This is a genomic window from Pseudomonas kuykendallii, from assembly GCF_900106975.1.
Classification (GTDB): domain Bacteria; phylum Pseudomonadota; class Gammaproteobacteria; order Pseudomonadales; family Pseudomonadaceae; genus Pseudomonas_O; species Pseudomonas_O kuykendallii.
Genome location: NZ_FNNU01000002.1, coordinates 864,171 through 879,946, shown reverse-complemented (window position 1 = coordinate 879,946; position 15,776 = coordinate 864,171). Strand labels below are relative to the sequence as shown.

13 protein-coding genes are annotated in these 15,776 nt (G+C 67.6%); 4 read left to right on the top strand and 9 right to left on the bottom strand.

All coding sequences use genetic code 11. The features are described from left to right. Positions 1 to 12 precede the first annotated feature (12 nt). Complete coding sequence (locus BLV15_RS09260; RefSeq protein ID WP_090226956.1) at positions 13 to 2,670, top strand: DEAD/DEAH box helicase; 2,658 nt, start codon at positions 13 to 15, stop codon at positions 2,668 to 2,670. A gap of 24 nt (positions 2,671 to 2,694) precedes the next feature. Here BLV15_RS09260 and BLV15_RS09255 read toward each other — a convergent pair whose 3' ends face one another. Together BLV15_RS09255 and BLV15_RS09250 are read right to left on the bottom strand one after the other, a co-directional pair. Beyond that, positions 2,695 to 2,976 carry a DUF3509 domain-containing protein gene (locus BLV15_RS09255; protein ID WP_175534323.1) on the bottom strand — a complete coding sequence of 94 codons (282 nt, stop codon included), beginning with the start codon at positions 2,974 to 2,976 and terminating at the stop codon, positions 2,695 to 2,697. Positions 2,977 to 3,159: 183 nt separating this feature from the next. Then, positions 3,160 to 3,654: a phosphate-starvation-inducible protein PsiE gene (locus BLV15_RS09250; protein ID WP_090226951.1), complete on the bottom strand. Its 495-nt coding sequence runs from the start codon at positions 3,652 to 3,654 to the stop codon at positions 3,160 to 3,162. Positions 3,655 to 3,873: 219 nt separating this feature from the next. Here BLV15_RS09250 and BLV15_RS09245 point away from each other — a divergent pair, with 219 nt between their 5' ends. From BLV15_RS09245 to BLV15_RS09235, 3 genes are all read left to right on the top strand, one after another. Then, complete coding sequence (locus BLV15_RS09245) at positions 3,874 to 4,137, top strand: YebG family protein (protein WP_090226949.1); 264 nt, start codon at positions 3,874 to 3,876, stop codon at positions 4,135 to 4,137. Between the two features lie 245 nt (positions 4,138 to 4,382). Next, entirely contained in the window at positions 4,383 to 4,676 is a 294-nt protein-coding gene (locus BLV15_RS09240) for a DUF3509 domain-containing protein (RefSeq protein WP_090226946.1), read from the top strand. Positions 4,677 to 4,842: 166 nt separating this feature from the next. Further along, positions 4,843 to 5,646, top strand: coding sequence for a SirB1 family protein (locus BLV15_RS09235; RefSeq protein WP_090226943.1), 804 nt, complete (start codon positions 4,843 to 4,845; stop codon positions 5,644 to 5,646). Positions 5,647 to 5,649: 3 nt separating this feature from the next. Here BLV15_RS09235 and BLV15_RS09230 read toward each other — a convergent pair whose 3' ends face one another. From BLV15_RS09230 to BLV15_RS09200, 7 genes are all read right to left on the bottom strand, one after another. After that, positions 5,650 to 8,253: a LuxR C-terminal-related transcriptional regulator gene (locus tag BLV15_RS09230; protein ID WP_090226941.1), complete on the bottom strand. Its 2,604-nt coding sequence runs from the start codon at positions 8,251 to 8,253 to the stop codon at positions 5,650 to 5,652. Positions 8,254 to 8,406: 153 nt separating this feature from the next. After that, a complete protein-coding gene (locus tag BLV15_RS09225) occupies positions 8,407 to 9,774 on the bottom strand; it encodes a DUF1329 domain-containing protein (protein WP_090226938.1) in 1,368 nt (455 codons plus the stop codon). 28 nt (positions 9,775 to 9,802) lie between these two features. Next, on the bottom strand, positions 9,803 to 11,674 hold the full coding sequence (locus BLV15_RS09220; protein WP_090226936.1) for a DUF1302 domain-containing protein: 1,872 nt from the start codon (positions 11,672 to 11,674) through the stop codon (positions 9,803 to 9,805). A gap of 326 nt (positions 11,675 to 12,000) precedes the next feature. After that, complete coding sequence (locus tag BLV15_RS09215; protein ID WP_090226933.1) at positions 12,001 to 12,768, bottom strand: crotonase/enoyl-CoA hydratase family protein; 768 nt, start codon at positions 12,766 to 12,768, stop codon at positions 12,001 to 12,003. Positions 12,769 to 12,850: 82 nt separating this feature from the next. Next, positions 12,851 to 13,762: an SDR family oxidoreductase gene (locus BLV15_RS09210; RefSeq protein WP_090226931.1), complete on the bottom strand. Its 912-nt coding sequence runs from the start codon at positions 13,760 to 13,762 to the stop codon at positions 12,851 to 12,853. Positions 13,763 to 13,919: 157 nt separating this feature from the next. After that, on the bottom strand, positions 13,920 to 14,834 hold the full coding sequence (locus BLV15_RS09205) for an alpha/beta fold hydrolase (RefSeq protein WP_090226928.1): 915 nt from the start codon (positions 14,832 to 14,834) through the stop codon (positions 13,920 to 13,922). Next, on the bottom strand, positions 14,834 to 15,601 hold the full coding sequence (locus BLV15_RS09200) for a class II aldolase/adducin family protein (protein ID WP_175534336.1): 768 nt from the start codon (positions 15,599 to 15,601) through the stop codon (positions 14,834 to 14,836). Before BLV15_RS09200 ends, BLV15_RS09205 begins: the two co-directional genes overlap by 1 nt. Positions 15,602 to 15,776 lie beyond the last annotated feature (175 nt).

Below are 15,776 nucleotides of genomic sequence, written 5' to 3'. Positions count from 1 at the left end.
CAGCGACCGAGCATGTTGAAACCCTCATCGCCCCCTTCCGCCGTGCCCACGCGCCCGGACCTCCGCCGGGGCCTGCCTGACGACTGGCAGGCCGCATTCGAGCCTGCCTGCCTGGAGCGTGCCCGGGCTTACGCCGAACAGGACCGCGCGACGCTGCTGGAAGTGGACGAACTGAAGCTGCGCGCGCTCTGCTCCGGCAGCGCCGACCTGCCTTACCGGCAGACCGTGCACCTGCGCGCGCAGGGCGACGGCTGGACCCTGCAATGCAGTTGCACCTGCCCGGTCGGACGCAACTGCAAGCACGCTGCCGCCGCCCTGCTGACCCTGCAGCGCCAGCTCGATCGCCACGACGCGCTGCCCAGCGTGAATGCGGCGGAGGAGATCCTTCGCGAGGACCTGCAACCGCAGCCGCTGCTCAGCCTGAACAGCCACGTGCGCGTGCATTTCGACGCGCGCAAGGGGCGCATGACCGAACAGACCCAGCACCGCGCCGCCCTCGCCTTCGAATACGCCGGGCACCTGGCGCACGGACGGCAGAACCGCGACCTGGTGGTGCCGCTCGCCGACCACCGGCAACTGCGCATCCGCCGCCAGTTGGACGCCGAAGCGGCGCTGCGCCGCGAACTCGGCCAGTATGGTTTCAGCGTCGCCCTACGGGTCAGCGAAGCGCTGCCGGAAAAGGCCGGCGAGGCCTTCGAGCTGCCCTCCGACGCCGCCTGGCTGAGCTTCGTCCGCGAAGGCCTGCCGCGCCTGCGCGAGCGGGGCTGGCGCATCCTGATCCGCCCCGAGTTCCTCTTCCACCTGGCCGAAATCGACGCCTGGTATTCGCGCCTGGAAGAAACCCCGGAGCAGAACTGGTTCGATCTGGAGATGGGCGTCGAAGTCGAGGGCCGCCGCGTCAGCCTGCTGCCGGTACTGCTCCATGCGATCCGCCATACGCCCTGGCTGCTCAGCGCCGACACGCTGCACAAGCGCCGTGACGACGAGATGCTGATGGTGCCGCTGCCCGGCGACGGGCGCCGCGTCGCGCTGCCTTTCGCGCGCCTGAAACCGCTGCTCGGCGCGCTCGGCGACCTGTTCTTCCGCGATCCGCCGCTGGAACAGGATCGCCTGCGCCTGGCCAAGCCGGACGCCGCACGGCTGGCCGGCATGGAGGCCAGCCTCGCGCTGGAATGGCAGGGCGGCGAACGCCTGCGGCGCTTCGCCGAACGCCTGCGCGAGTTGCCGCAGCAGCCGGCCGCCGCGCCCGCGGGACTCAACGCACAATTGCGCCCGTATCAGGCGCAGGGCCTGGCCTGGATGCAGGCGCTGGGCGAACTGGAGGCCGGCGGCGTGCTGGCCGACGACATGGGCCTGGGCAAGACCCTGCAGACCCTCGCCCACGTGCTGGCGGAAAAACGCGCCGGACGCCTGACCCGCCCGGCGCTGATCGTCATGCCCACCAGCCTGATCCCCAACTGGCAGGACGAAGCCGCGCGTTTTGCCCCGGATCTGCGCGTGCTGGCGCTGCATGGTCCACGTCGGCGCGCGCATTTCGCCAAGCTCGACCAGTACGACCTGCTGCTCACCACCTACGCACTGCTGCCGCGCGACACCAAGGTGCTGGCCGCGCAACCCTTCCACCTGCTGATCCTCGACGAGGCGCAGAACGTCAAGAATGCCCGCAGCAAGGCGGCCCAGGCGGTGCGCGAACTCAACGCCGGGCAGCGCCTGTGCCTGACCGGCACGCCGCTGGAGAACCACCTGGGCGAACTCTGGGCGCTGTTCGACTTCCTCATGCCCGGCTGGCTGGGCACCGAGAAGAGTTTCAACCAGGCCTACCGCGCGCCGATCGAGAAACACGCCGACGCCGCCCGCCTGGCCCAGTTGAACGCCCGCGTGCGCCCGTTCCTGCTGCGCCGCACCAAGGAGCAGGTGGCGCGCGAGCTGCCGCCGAAGACCGAGGTGATCCAGTGGGTCGAGCTCAGCGATGCGCAGCGCGACCGCTACGAGACGCTGCGCCTGGCGATGGATCGCAAGGTCCGCGAGGAGATCGGGCGCCAGGGCCTGGCGCGCAGCCAGATCATCATCCTCGAGGCGCTGCTGCGCCTGCGCCAGGCCTGCTGCGACCTGCGCCTGCTGGAGGGCGAGAAGACGCCCTACAAACCCGAGCACTCGGCCAAGCTGGCAACCCTGCTGGAAATGCTCGAGGCGCTCTTCAGCGAAAACCGGCGGGTGCTGCTGTTCTCCCAGTTCACCGGCATGCTCGGGCTGATCGAGGCCGAATTGCAGCGCCGCAAGATTCCCTATGCGCTGCTCACCGGCGCGACGCGCGACCGGCGCACGCCGGTGCAGCAGTTCCAGGCCGGCACCCTGCCGATCTTCCTGATCAGCCTCAAGGCCGGCGGCGCCGGGCTCAATCTCACCGCCGCCGACACCGTGATCCATTTCGACCCCTGGTGGAACCCGGCCGCCGAGGCGCAGGCCAGCGATCGCGCCTACCGCATCGGCCAGGACAAGCCGGTGTTCGTCTACAAGCTGATCGCCCGCGGCAGCGTCGAGGAGAAGATCCAGCAGCTGCAGCAGGCCAAGGCCGGCCTGGCCCGCGGCGTGCTGGAGGGCGGATCGCAGAGCGAATGGGAGATGACCGAGGAAGAAGTGGACCGGCTGCTGGCGCCGCTGGATGCCTGAGGCAGCCAGCGGCCCGTGACGGATCTAACCGTTGGGCAACGGCTCGTTGGCGGCCTTGGCGCTGATCTGATTGAGGCAGCGAATGCCCTGGCCATTGTCGATGGCCAGGCCGAAACGAATGCTCTGCACCGTCTGCTCCAGCTTGGACAGGTCGCCCAGCTGTTCGCTGCTCAGCGCACGACGGGCGACCACGCCGCTCTCGTTGGTCAGCGACATGGTGATGCTGCCGTCCATGCGTTCGATGCTGAAGCGCACATGGAACTCGTCCTTGAAGGATTCGCTGACGAACTGGAAAGGATTGAGCATGGGCGTACACCTGCGGAACATGAGTGTCCCTGGTGACCTAGCAAGTCCACGGCCAACTCTTGAAAACCACCGACGACCGGTTGAGCAACAGTGCACATTCCGGACAGGGACGCGGTCCTTCGATCCCCGAATGCCTCGCCAGACACCCCGCCGCAAAGCGCCTGAACCGACGCGCGAAGCGTTTCAATCGCGTTCGGAAGCCTCGCGTTCCGCCGCCGGACGCGGCCCCGGCTTGCCCGGCCCGTCGTGCTGCACCGAAGGGAAGCGCGACGAGGCATAACGCACCACCAGAATCGCCACGGCCAGCAGCAGGATCGCAGCCGACACGTAGATCACGCTGAGGTCCGGCCGGTTGTGGTGGGAAACGTCCGAGATCAGCAGGCGGGTCAACGCGGTGATCGCCACGTAGATCAGGAAGCGCACCGGCATATGGTTGGTCTTGAAGTAAATCCCCACCATGGCGCCCAGTTCCAGGTAGATGAACAGCAGGAGGATGTCGTCGACGCTGGTGTGCCCCTTCTCCACCATGTCGCAGAACGCCATCACCGCCGCCCAGGCGGTCACCGCGCCAATGGCGAACAGCGCCAGGTAATGGAAGCTCTCCACCAGCAGGTTGCCCAGCGACTCGGCCAGTTCATGCAGGGAATGACGCAGGGACTCGGCCCAATTCAGTTTCACGTTGACGCTCCTTGGCTGGCTCGCGGGATTATCCTGTGCACGGCGCATGCAGGAACGGCACCAGCGGCATCGAAGATGCTACGCGATGGCCGTGACGATTTCGCCGCGGCAGTACCAAAGCAGGAAATCGCCGACAGACTTTCCTCGGCGGCGGCGGCACCGTACACTGTATATAAATCCAGTAACATCAACCCAAGCTGAAGGCAATCGAGGTGGGGAATGGCCGTCGAAGTGGTGTATCGCAGCAGTCGCGATCAGGAGCGTTTGTTCATGGATAAAGCCGAGGCGGATCGTTACGACAAGATGCTCGAGCTGGCCGAATCCCTCGGCGAGGTGCTGCAGAAGGCCGTGCCTTCGCTGAGCGAACAGCAGGTCGAGGAAGTCGGCATTTTCATGGCGAAGAATCGCGAGGTGTTCGCCCGCGCCTTCAAGAATCAGGCGGACGCCCTGAGCGAAATCGTCCTCGACGGCGCCGGGCAGTAGCGGCGCGGCTCACCGGCAGCGCCTGCACCGCACTGCCGGCGCGCCTCGGAAGGCTTGCTCGAAATCTCACCAGAAAAGGGCAAAGCCTTGATTTCCGTGGTCTTTCTGGTGCATCGCCCGACCGTCCATCGGTTTCGCCGGAAAACCAGCGAAACGCGCCGCCTTCCGTAGATGCGCCGCGAACTTTATCGGCACCGCCTCGTCCATCTACCTGTGTGAATTAAGCCACCCAGGCAGGTACCGAGATGGAAAGCCCCTTTCAGATGATTTCCGACGTCTTCCAGGCTGACTATTACGTGAACTTCAGCATTGAGCGGCTTGATGGCAGCGTGCTGCTGACGCTGTCCAATGACGACGGCGTGACCGTCAAGCGCTTCATCAGTGCCGATCAGTGGCGCAATCGCGAGAAGCTCGAGCGTTTCATCATGAGCGTGCAGCTCGGCCTGGCCATCGAGAATGGCGAGGCTTCCCCGGCGCTGCTCGCCTCCATGGCGCAAGGCGCGCATTCGACATCCTCGGCCAGCCAAGCCCGCAACTGAACCAGGAATCCTGCGAGCGCCGGCACGCCGGTCATCGCAGGTGGCCTCGCCCGACCGCACCCCGCCCCTCCCGTTTTCGCCCCGCCTCCACCGCCGGGCCGCTCCTGCTGGACGAAGGTTCGTCGGCCAGCTAAATAACTAGAGCGAGCCAGCCTGGAGGGTCGCCATGAATCCGCGTCAAGCCTGCCTAGCCTGTCTGGAATCGGCCCCCCCCGCCGTTTTCGAGGCGGCGCTCTGGGTTGCCGCCGAACATGACGCCGACGTGCAACCCGCGCAGGTGCTGCGCGAGCTGGCGAGCCTCGAGCAACGCGTGGCCGTGGCACTGCCGCAATTGCCAGCCAGGGAGCTGGCGCAACCGCTGCTGCGCCAGCTGAGCGCGCTGGACTTCCACGAAGACGACGATTCGCCGCTGCGCCCGCAGGCCGCGCTGCTGCACAAGGTGCTGCAGCGTCGCCGCGGTCAGTCGCTGTCGCTGGCGCTGATCGCCCTGGAACTGGCGCGGCGTCTGGAGATTCCCCTGCAGGGCGTCAACTTCCCCGGCTACTTCCTGCTCCGCGTGCCCGGCGCCGATCACCTGCTCGACCCCTGCGGCGGGCGTCGCCTGTATACCCGTGACTGCCGCGACCTGCTGGTGCGTCATTTCGGCAATACGGTCGAACTGAGCGCCGCGCACCTGGCCACCTGCGACGGCCACGGGCTGTTGCGGCGGCTGTCGCGCAACCTGCGGCAATTGCACCAGCAGGCCGACGATCCGCTGGCGGCGTTGAAGGATGCCGAACGGGTCCTGCTGCTCGGGCCGCCGAACGTGGCCGATCACCTGGCGCGCGCGGACCTCTACCGCCTGATCGACTGCCCGCAGGGCGAGCGCTACGACCTCGAACGCGCCCTGCTGCTCAGCGACGACGAGGCCCAGCGGCTGACGGTGAGCCAGCGCCTGCGGCAGATGAACCGCACCACCGCCCTGCACTGAGGGCTACCCCATCAAACCCAGCGCCTTGGCGGTGGCCACCGCCTGGGTGCGGCGGCGCACGCCCAGCTTGACGTTGATCCGCCGCGCATGGGTCTTCACCGTATGCAGCGAGATGTAAAGCTGCTGGGCGATGTCCTGATTCGAACAGCCCTGGGCGATCAGTTTCAGCACGGTCAGTTCGCGCTGGCTGAGTAGTGCCCCGTCCGCCACCGGCTGTACCTGCGCTTCGCGCTCCAGCGGGTTGAGCAGGCGCTCGTGCAACGGCTGCGCGCTGGCGCCGGGCAGCAGGCGATCCAGCCAGTGGGCCTGGCGCTGCTGCAACGCCAACAGCGGCCGCGCCAGGCGCTGACGCGCCGCCATGCCGAGCGCGCGGCGCAGCTCCTCCTCCGCCGCGTTCGCCTGCCCGGCCGCCAGCAGGGCCTCGGCCAGGCTGCAGCGGCATTCGCAGGCGAGGTTCTGCAGGTCGTTCTGCAGGCATTCCTCGAGCAGCGCGCTCAGGTCGTCCACCGCCCGCTGCGGCGATCCGTCGAGCAGTTCGCACAGCGCCAGCTGGCGGCGCACGCGGATCACCACGTCGTAGGCGCCAGGCGGCGCCAGCAGGCCGTTGTCCCGGTAGTGCTGGAGAACCGGTTCGAGCGCGGCGCGGGCCTTGCCCACTTCGCCCTGCTGCAACCAGAGCACACCGAAGCCCAGTTGCAGCACGCAGCGATAGCGGATCGCGGGCACGTGCCGCCATTGCATCAGGCGCTCGGCCTCGGCGAGCCAGCGAAAGGCTTCGGCATGCTGGTCGGTATAGGCGGCCAGCTCGGCAAGACCGAGGTAGCCGAAGAAGGTGTAGGCATCGCCGCTGCCCAGCGCCGCATCCAGTCCCACCTGAAACGCCTCGCGCGCCTGCCTGGAGAGCCCCTGGATCGCCAGCAGATGGCCGCGCAGCAGCCAAAGCCGCGCCGGCACCGGACCGGTCGGCGTGTCGCCCAGCGCATCGAGCGCCTGCTCCAGCAGCTCCAGCGCGCGATCGGTTTCCCCGCGCATCTCCAGCAGATGCACGCGGTCGACGGTCAGCAGGCCCTCGTAGAGCACGCTGGCATGCAGCCGGGCCAGCTTGATGCCTTCGTCGCCGTAGTGCTCGCCTTCGTCCAGATGGCCCTCGGCCAGCGCCTGCTGGCTGAGGATCTGGTAGCACAGCACGCGCTGCGACCAGGCCCGCTCGGGCAGCTCGGCCAGCGCTTCGAGACACCATTGGCGCGCCTGCGGCTGGCCGCGCTGACGCGCCAGCGCCCCGCTGATGGCTTGCCAGTGGGCAAGCAGCTCGCGCTGTCGGCGCGCGTCGGGCTGCGGCAGGAAGTGCGCCAGGTCGGCCAGGCACGTCTCCACCTCGTCGAGCCGCGCGCAGATCATCAGCGCCCAGGCCTGCAGCGCGATCAACCGGCTGGTGCTGGAAAACAGCGTGTGCGGCAGCTCGTTGCGCCATTGCAGGAACAGCGAGACGTTCTGCCCGATCAGCAGTTGCTCCTGGCCGAAGCGCTGCAGGTAATTGGCCGCGACCTCCATCTGCCCGGCGAGCAGCGCCTGCTCCACCGCTTCGCGAATGTCGCCGTGGCTGGCGAACCACTGGCAGGCGCGCACGTGCACCGAGTTGGGCGGCAGCGGGCTGGGCAGCCGGCGCAGCACCAGCGCCAGCGGTCGCCACAGACGGAACCAGTCGCCGCAGCTGTCCAGCCCGCGGATGAACAGCTGGCGCTGACGCAACGTGGCAAGCCGCTCGGCTCCGCCATCGAGCACGTGCTCGCAGAGTTCGGCGCAGAAGCGCGGCAGCAGGGTCAGGGCGAACAGGGCCTCGCGCAACTCGTCGTTCAGGTCGGCCAGTACGTCCTGCACGATGTAGTCGCGCAACAGCGGCGTGCCGTTCACCAGCCGCTGCTCCAGTGCCTGCTCATCGGCGTCGAGCAACAGCAGACGCACGCCGGCTAGCCAGCCCTCGCTCACGTCGTGCAAGCGCTCCAGGCTTTGCGCGCCGAGCGTCGGTGCCTGCAGGTCGAGCAGGCATTGAAGCTCATCGCGAGTCAGCGCCAGCGCCTGCGCGCCGAGCATCAGCAGGTCGCCCTGCAGTTGCAGCCTCGGCAGGTTCCAGGCGGGCCGCCGGCGGCTGCTGATCCACCAGCAGAGCGATGCCGGGCCGCGCTCGAACACCTGGTCCAGGCAGGCATCCAGCTCCGCCGCGTCTTCGCGCGGGTAATCGTCGAGGACCAGCCACAGCGGCTGCGCCTGCCGCTGCAACAGGTCGAGCAGCGCCTCCAGCACCGGCCCCTCGGCCGCCTCGTCGGCCAGCGCCGTGCTCAACCGCTCCAGCAGCGCGGCGGGGCTCAGCGCGCGGCCGGCGAGGTCAAGCCAGACCAGCCGGGCGTCGCGCGGCAGCTGGCGCGCGCACTCGTTGAGCAGCACGCTCTTGCCGAACCCGGCGGGCGCGCAGAGCAGGCGCAGGCGGCATTCGCTGGCGAGCAAAGGCTGGGTGAGCCGCGTGCGCGGCAGATGCAGGGGCGGAAGACGGGGCAATGCGGGCGCTTTCGGCGCGACCGGCAGGCTGTCCCTGATGGCGCGGGTAAGCATGACGTCGGCTCTCTTGTTGTGATTGTGGAACCTTGCCCGATAGTAGTGCCTGCTCAGTCGGCGGTGCGATACGCGGTCGTAAAAAAGGCGGCCGTGATGGCCGCCTATCAGCAGGACTGTTGTTGCCCGGTCGGGCACGCGGCGAAGCGCGTCTCAGCGAACGCCGGCGTTGCGCAGTGCGGCCGGGGTGAAGTCGTTGGCCGACGCCTTGGTGCCGTAGCGGATCGCGCTCTTCTCCTCGTTGTTCATGCCGATCGACAGGTAGCGGCCGGCGATGATGTCGTAGAGCGATTCGAAGGCGTACACCGGCACCTGCTTGTCGTACTGCTGGTACATCTGCGCCTCGCCGACGCGCCACAGCTGGCCACGACCGTCGTACAGCTCGGAGGCGGCGATCTGCCAGGAGTCCTCGTCGAGGTAGAAGCGGCGCTTGGCGTAGATGTTGCGCTCGCCGCTCTTCAGCGTGGCTTCCACCACCCAGACGCGGTGCAGCTCGTAGCGCGCCAGGTCCTGGTTGATGTGGCCGGCCTTGAGGATGTCGGCGTACTTCAGCTCGGGCGACGCCAGGCGGTAGTTGTTGTAGGGGATGTACATCTCCTGCTTGCCTATCAGTTTCCAGTCGTAACGGTTCGGCGCGCCATTGAACATGTCGAAGTTGTCCGAGGTGCGCAGGCCGTCGGCGGCGGTGCCGGGACCGTCGTAGGACACCTGTGGCGCGCGGCGCACGCGGCGCTGGCCGGCGTTGTAGATCCACGCCATGCGCGGTTCCTTCACCTGGTCGAGGGAGTCGTGCACCAGCAGCACGTTACCGGCCAGGCGCGCCGGCGCGGTCACCCGCTGCTTGAAGAACAGCAGCGCGTTGGCGGCCTTGGCGGGATCGAGGTCGGGCATGTTGTCCGGCATCGCCACTTCGTCCTCGAACTGCACGAGGGTGAAGCTGCCGTTGGTCTGCGGCGTGGCCTGGACGATGGTGCGCTGCAGGTTGCCGCCGCGGTAACGGGTGATGTGGTTCCAGATCGCTTCCAGGCCGTTCTGCGGGATCGGGAAGGCGTAGTAGCGGCTTTCGGTGAAGTTGGTCAGACCGTTGCCGCCCTCGACCAGCCCGGTCTTCTGCGCGCTGAGCTTGGCCGCGGCGTAGATCGCGTCCGGCACGGCCGCGCTGCGGTGGGTGGTGTAGACCAGCATCTTGTAGGTTTCCGGGTAGCGCTTGAACATCGCCAGCTGGCCGGCGCTGAGCTTGTCCTTGTACTGCTCGGCGTTCTGCGCGGTGATGGTGAACAGCGCCTTCTCGCCGGCGTAGGGATCGCCGACGAAGCCGTTCTTGCTGATCGGCGCGGCGTTGGTCGGCAGGCCGCCGGTCCACTCCGGAATGCTGCCGTCGGCGTTGCCGGCCTTCTCCCCGCCCAGCGGGGTCAGGCTGGTGCCGAGCTTGGCGATCTGGTCGGGGGCGACTGCCGCCATCACGCTGCCGGCGAGCAGCGAGAGGGCAAGCGCACCGAGGATTTTTCTTGTTGTATGCATCAGGGTTTCCTCACTTGCTGAAGGCCGCTTAGAAGTTCACGCCGAAGCTGAGCGCAACAAAGTCGCGATCGGTGAGCGTGTTGTAGTCGCCGCCGAAGAAGTTGGTGTACGAGAGGCTGGTGGTGTAGGTGTTCTGGTAGTCGGCATCGATACCGAAGCTCACCGCCTTGGCGCCTTCGTTGAACACGCCGTTCGGGCCATAGCCGTCGACGTCGTGCGACCAGGACACGTTGGGCCGCAGGTTCACACCGGCGAACACGTTGTTGTAGTCCCAGATGCCGCGCAGGCGATAACCCCAGGAATTGCTGGTGACGAAGCCATGGGTGCCATAAGCCGCCCGTTGCGTCGCATCGTCCGGGGTGCCGTAGATCGAATCGCGGCCGTAGCGCAGCTCGCTGGTGCTCTCCAGATTCCCGACGTGGGTGAAGCCGACCTCGCCGACCAGGGTGAAGCGCTCGGCGCCCATCACCTGATCGAAGAAGTGCGTCAGGGTGGTCTGGATCTGGGTGATTTCCTTGCGGTTGTAGCCGCGGTTCTCGGCGCCCGCCGCGCTCGCCACCGGCGAGGTGCCCGGCGCGATCGGGTTGAGCAGCGCGCGGGTCAGGTCGGTGGTGTTGATCTGCACCGGCGCGTTCGGCCGGTAGCTGATCTCGCCGGACCAGGCGGTGCCGGTGGGCAGCGTGGTGGAGAAGCTCATCCCGTAGAGGCGGATGTCCTCGGGGTAGGACAGCGAGTAGCTGCCGTTACCAAGCAACACGCTCTGGGCGAGGCCTGCCGCCGTCGGCGAGTAGCGCGGATCGGTGAAGCAACTGGCCGGACCGCCGAACGCGCCGCAGACCTGCCCGAGGATGCCGCTCAGCGGCCCCGCCAGCGGGTTGGCGTTACCCAGCGCGGCGAGCGTCGCGGCGCCGGCCGTGCCGGTGTTCAGCACCGGCGTGCGGCTGTGGTAGTTCATGAAGTAGAAGCCGTACTCGGTGGCATCGCCCAGCCAGCGCAGCGCCAGGCCGTACTGGCCCGAATCGCGGGCGTCGCGATCCGGCCCGCGCGGCACGATCACACCCTCGTTGGTAACGCCGAAGCCCTGGCCGAACGCCGCGGCGGCCGGCTGGAACGGCGCGATGGCGCCGCTGGCGACGTTGTAGTTGTTGACGCAACCGTCCTGGACCACGTCGGAGCCGAAGAAGGTGCCGCAGTTGTCGACCACCGTCTGGTCCCATTCCAGCTGGTAGAAACCTTCCATGCTGAGGCGGTCGTTAACGGTCTGCGAGAGGTACAGCATGTTCACCGGGATCAGGCCTTCCTTGATCTCCGCGCCCGGGCGGCGGAAGGCGGAGACATCCAGCGGGTTGATCGAGTTGATGCTGTTCTGGATGAAGGTGCTTTCACCCCAGCTCACCACCTGCTTGCCGACGCGGACGGTTCCGGGCAGGTCGCCGATGCTGTAGTTCTGGTAGACGAAGGCATCGAGGATCTGCGCGCCGGAGGACTTCGCGCCTTCCTTGCGGTTGGAGTCGCTGATGTCCTTGAACGGCCGGCTTTCGTCCTTCAGCTCGAAGTCATACCAGTACTTGCCGCGCACGAACACGCCGGTGTCGCGGTACTTCAGCTCCAGATCGTGGATGCCCTTGAAGATCTTGGAGAAGGTCTCGCCGCGCTTGAAGTTGAGACGGTTGTCGTCACCGGTCTGGGTATAGCCGGTGCCGCCGTTGTTGATCCCGATGAGGTCGCGATCGGGCTTGGCGGTGGACCAGCTGGCCCCCACCGACAGCGACGAGTCGAGTTGGCCCTCGACTTCACCGATGTTGAAATTGACGGCCCCTGCGGGGGCGGAAATTCCCATGGCGACGGCCAGAGCCAATAGCGTGGGCTGGACCTTTGCATGCCGTGTTGTTGTTGTCATTCGGCGCTCCTTGTTGGCGGATAGAACTGGCGCCAACCCTACTCACGCGCCGACGCCCGGTTAAGCGCACCAAGGACGGATTTGGACTGTCGCCCGAAAGTATGAATGCCTGCGCCACGCCTGCGCCGGAGCCGCCATTCAGGCGCTGAATGGGGCCGACCAAGAGCGACGTCGGGCCGGGCGTAACCAAAGCGCCCGACGGGCATCGGCGAAGGCGTTCCGCAGGCGCTGGGTGGGTCGTTTCAGCGGGAAAAGGAACACCACGCGACAGGGCGCGATGGCGGGGAAGGCAGGGAATGAGCAGATGAGGCCGGGAGAAACGCGACCTAGAAGCGCCCGTGGCGGCCGTCGCCGGCGCTGAAGCGCTTCGCTCCCTCCTCCGTCTCGCCGCTGTCGAGCACCGCCATGCCGCCGGCGAACTCGTTGGCCAGGGCTTCGGAAAACGGCAGGTCCCATTGCGCATGGACGCTGGCGCGGTCGGCCAGCAGGCAGGTGGGAGGGAACGCGGCAATCTCGGCGGCCAGCGCTTCGGCCGCGGCCCGTACGCGGCCGGCGGCGACCACGCGACTGACCAGGCCGATCTGCAGGGCCTCTTCGGCATGCACGGGACGGCCGGTGAGGATCAGGTCCAGCGCGCGCCCCTGACCGATCAGGCGCGGCAAGCGCACGCTGCCGCCATCGATCAGCGGGACGCCGAAGCGCCGGCAGAACACCCCGAGCACCGCATCCGCCGCCATCACCCGCAGGTCGGCGAGCAGCGCCAGCTCGAGCCCGCCGGCCACCGCGTGGCCTTCGATGGCGGCGATCAGCGGCTTGCGCAGTTGCATCCGGCTCGGCCCCATCGGGCCGTCGCCCTGCGCCTGCAGGCGGTTGCGGCGTTCGCCGCCTTCGGCCACGGCGTGCAGGTCGGCACCGGCACAGAAGGTCCCGCCGCTGCCGGTGAGGACCGCGACGCGTGCCTGCGGGTCTTCCTCGAACTCACGCAACGCGGCGCTCAGCGCGTCGGCGGTGGCGCGGTCGACCGCGTTGCGCGCCTGCGGCCGGTCGAGGGTGATGACGGTTATCGCGTCCAGCCGTTCGACGATCACGCCCATGCAGAACTCCACCGAGGTGAGCGGCGCGACCGGTCAGCGTGCTGCCGTCGCGAACCGCGGAAGAAGCCGCACCCTGCCGTCGTCAGACCACGTATTTCTGCAGGTTGGCCATCATTTCCCTGAGCGCTTCCATGTTGTCCTTGGGATGCGCGGCGTTGTCGAAGTCGACGATCTGCTGCCAGTGCGCCGCCACGTCCTCCGGCGAAAAGCCGGCGCGCGGGTCGAAGCCGGCGCCCAGGCTGCGCTCCCAGCGCACCTTGCCCATCCAGCCGCCGCCGACCTCGAACAGCCCGGAGGTGTCCTGGCACTGCTCGCTGCCGAGGTAGACCACCAGCGGACTGACCAGCTCGGGCTTGAGCTGCTCGAAGACCTGCGGCGGGATCAGCCCTTCGGTCATCCGCGTACCGCCGGTGGGGGCGATGGCGTTGACCAGGATGTTGTTCTTGCGGCCCTCGATGGCGAGCGTGCGGGTCAGCCCGTAGAGACCGAGCTTGGCCATGCCGTAGTTGCTCTGCCCGAAGTTGCCGTAGATGCCCGAGGTGGACGCGGTGAAGATCACCCGGCCGTAGTTCTGCTCGCGCAGGTGCGGCCAGGCGGCGCGGGTCACCTTGTAGGCGCCTTCGACGTGGACCTTGTAGACCAGGTCCCAGTCGGCGTCTTCCATCTTGTGGAAGGTCTTGTCGCGCAGGATGCCGGCGTTGTTCACCACCACGTCGATGCGACCGAAGCTGTCCAGTGCGGCCTGCACGATCTTCTCGCCATCGGTCACCGAGTCATGGCTGGCGACCGCGGTGCCGCCCGCCTCGCGGATTTCCGCGACCACCTTGTCCGCCGCCGAAGCGTTGGCGCCCTCGCCATGGGTGCTTCCGCCCAGGTCGTTCACCACCACCCGCGCGCCGTGTTTGGCGAACAGCAATGCGTGGGCGCGACCGAGGCCACCGCCCGCGCCGGTGACGATCACGACCTTGTCTTCGAAACGCACGGCTTGGCTCATGGGAAACTCCTTGGCAGGTTGAGATGCCCGAAGTGTCCAACAGACAGGAAACGGTCACAACCGGGACGACGCACCTGAATGATGGTCGATAACGCCACGGGATGAGCTGCGTGACCGCGACCGGAACCGGCGAACTAAGTCGCCGGCCCCGGCGGGCTCAGACCGCCTCGGCGTGCTGCGGAGCATCCGTTGGCGGCAGCCTGTCGCGGAACGCCAGGTAATGCGCCAGCACCTGCTCAGGCGCCTCGACCTGCGGGTAGTGGCCGATGCCGTCGAGCAGCACGCAGTCCGGTTGCGGGATCAACTCGCGGTAACGCGCCACCATGTGCGCCCCGGAGATCGGGTCGACGGCGCCGTCGATCACCCGCAGCGGCACGTCGCTGCGCTGCATCGCCGTCACCCAGCGCTCGCGCTGCTCGCGACGTTCCGGCATGTAGCGAATCAGCCGGTGCATCACCGCGGCGCCCCCGTTCTTCGCGATCAGTTGCCAGAACGCATCCAGCTCGGCCTCGCTCGGCTGGGTCTGCGGACCGAACACCTTGGCGAAGTTGACCGCCAGGCTGCGCCGGGTGAACAGCCGGTCGACGAGGAAGCCGGCCGGGCTGAGCAGGAGCTTCTGCAGCAGCACCGGGTGATGGGTTTCGGGAAACAGGCCGCCATTGAGGAACACGCAGCTGGCCAGCCGCACGCGCCCTTCCTGATGCCGCGCGAGCAGCTCCTGGGCGACGCTGTCGCCGTAGTCGTGGGCCAGCACGTGCACCGGACGGTCGATGGCCAGGTGTTTGATCAATGCCTGCTGTATGTCGGCCTGCTCCAGCAGGCTGTAGGGGTGGTGGCGCGGCTTGGCCGAGTCGCCGAAGCCGAGCATGTCGCAGGCGATCACCCGGTAGCGCTGCGCCAGCGGTGCCCAGAGGCGATGCCAGTCCCAGCTGGCGGTGGGGAACCCGTGGATCAGCAGCAGCGGCTCCGCGTCTACCGGGCCAGCCATCCAGTGGCGGATTTCATGGCGATGGAACAGCAGCGTTCGGCCCTGGGCGCGCCAGTCGTCCAGGCCGATGCCGACGGCGGCCATCAGGCGGCGTAGCCGGGATTGTGCAGGTCGAGCTTGCGCAGCAGCGCCGGCCAGGGCAGCGCGCCGCCCATGCCCTGCGGGCTGCGCATCACCCCGGCGATCATCGCCCGGGCGCCGTCGAGAACCTGCTGCGGAATGTGGATGAGTTCGGCACCGCCGCTCTGCGCCATCACCTGGATCTCGCAGGCGCGTTGCAGGGTGAACATGCCGAGGAAGGCGTCGGCGATACTGCCGAAGGCGGTCAACAGGCCGTGGTTGGGCAGGATCATGAAGTTCTTGTCGCCGAGGTCGGCCTGCAGGCGCGACTTCTCGTCGTGGTTCAGCGCCACGCCTTCGTAGCCGTGATAGGCCAGGCTGGCGAGGACGAACAGCGATTGCTGCGACAGCGGCAACAGGCCCTGCTTCTGCGCGGAGACGGCGATGCCGGCGGCGGTGTGGATGTGCAGCACGCAGCCGACGTCGTGACGGACTTCGTGCACCGCGCTGTGGATGGTGTAGCCGGCCGGGTTGAGGTCGTAGGGGCTGTCCATCAGCTTGTTGCCGGCCAGGTCGACCTTCACCAGGCTCGACGCGGTGATCTCGTGGAACATCAGCCCGTACGGGTTGATCAGGAAGTCGTCGGTGCCCGGCACCTTGGCCGAGATGTGGGTGAAGATCAGGTCGTCCCAGCCGTACATCGCGATCAGCCGGTAACAGGCGGCCAGGTCGATACGCGTCTGCCATTCAGCGGCGGAAACCTGGTTCTTCACTTCGGAGGGGTGCAGCAATTGGGCTACGGACACGGCGATCACCTCGGCATTTATTGTTGTGGGTGTGCCGAGAGTCTAGCGGCGCTTCGGTGCACGGCCAGTGGCCCTGGAAGCCAGTTTTGCGTCCGTCGCCGTTTCGTCGGCGACTGACCGTAGCGGCGCCAACCGCGACGGTTGGCGATGAAAGCCCGGG

Coding starts and splice junctions, on each gene's coding strand:
- BLV15_RS09220 (WP_090226936.1), bottom strand. CDS start 11,674: ATGACAACAACAACACGGCATGCAAAGGTCCAGCCCACGCTATTGGCT.
- BLV15_RS09235 (WP_090226943.1), top strand. CDS start 4,843: ATGAATCCGCGTCAAGCCTGCCTAGCCTGTCTGGAATCGGCCCCCCCC.
- BLV15_RS09210 (WP_090226931.1), bottom strand. CDS start 13,762: ATGAGCCAAGCCGTGCGTTTCGAAGACAAGGTCGTGATCGTCACCGGC.
- BLV15_RS09205 (WP_090226928.1), bottom strand. CDS start 14,834: ATGGCCGCCGTCGGCATCGGCCTGGACGACTGGCGCGCCCAGGGCCGA.
- BLV15_RS09240 (WP_090226946.1), top strand. CDS start 4,383: ATGGAAAGCCCCTTTCAGATGATTTCCGACGTCTTCCAGGCTGACTAT.
- BLV15_RS09255 (WP_175534323.1), bottom strand. CDS start 2,976: ATGCTCAATCCTTTCCAGTTCGTCAGCGAATCCTTCAAGGACGAGTTC.
- BLV15_RS09230 (WP_090226941.1), bottom strand. CDS start 8,253: ATGCTTACCCGCGCCATCAGGGACAGCCTGCCGGTCGCGCCGAAAGCG.
- BLV15_RS09260 (WP_090226956.1), top strand. CDS start 13: ATGTTGAAACCCTCATCGCCCCCTTCCGCCGTGCCCACGCGCCCGGAC.
- BLV15_RS09215 (WP_090226933.1), bottom strand. CDS start 12,768: ATGGGCGTGATCGTCGAACGGCTGGACGCGATAACCGTCATCACCCTC.
- BLV15_RS09245 (WP_090226949.1), top strand. CDS start 3,874: ATGGCCGTCGAAGTGGTGTATCGCAGCAGTCGCGATCAGGAGCGTTTG.
- BLV15_RS09225 (WP_090226938.1), bottom strand. CDS start 9,774: ATGCATACAACAAGAAAAATCCTCGGTGCGCTTGCCCTCTCGCTGCTC.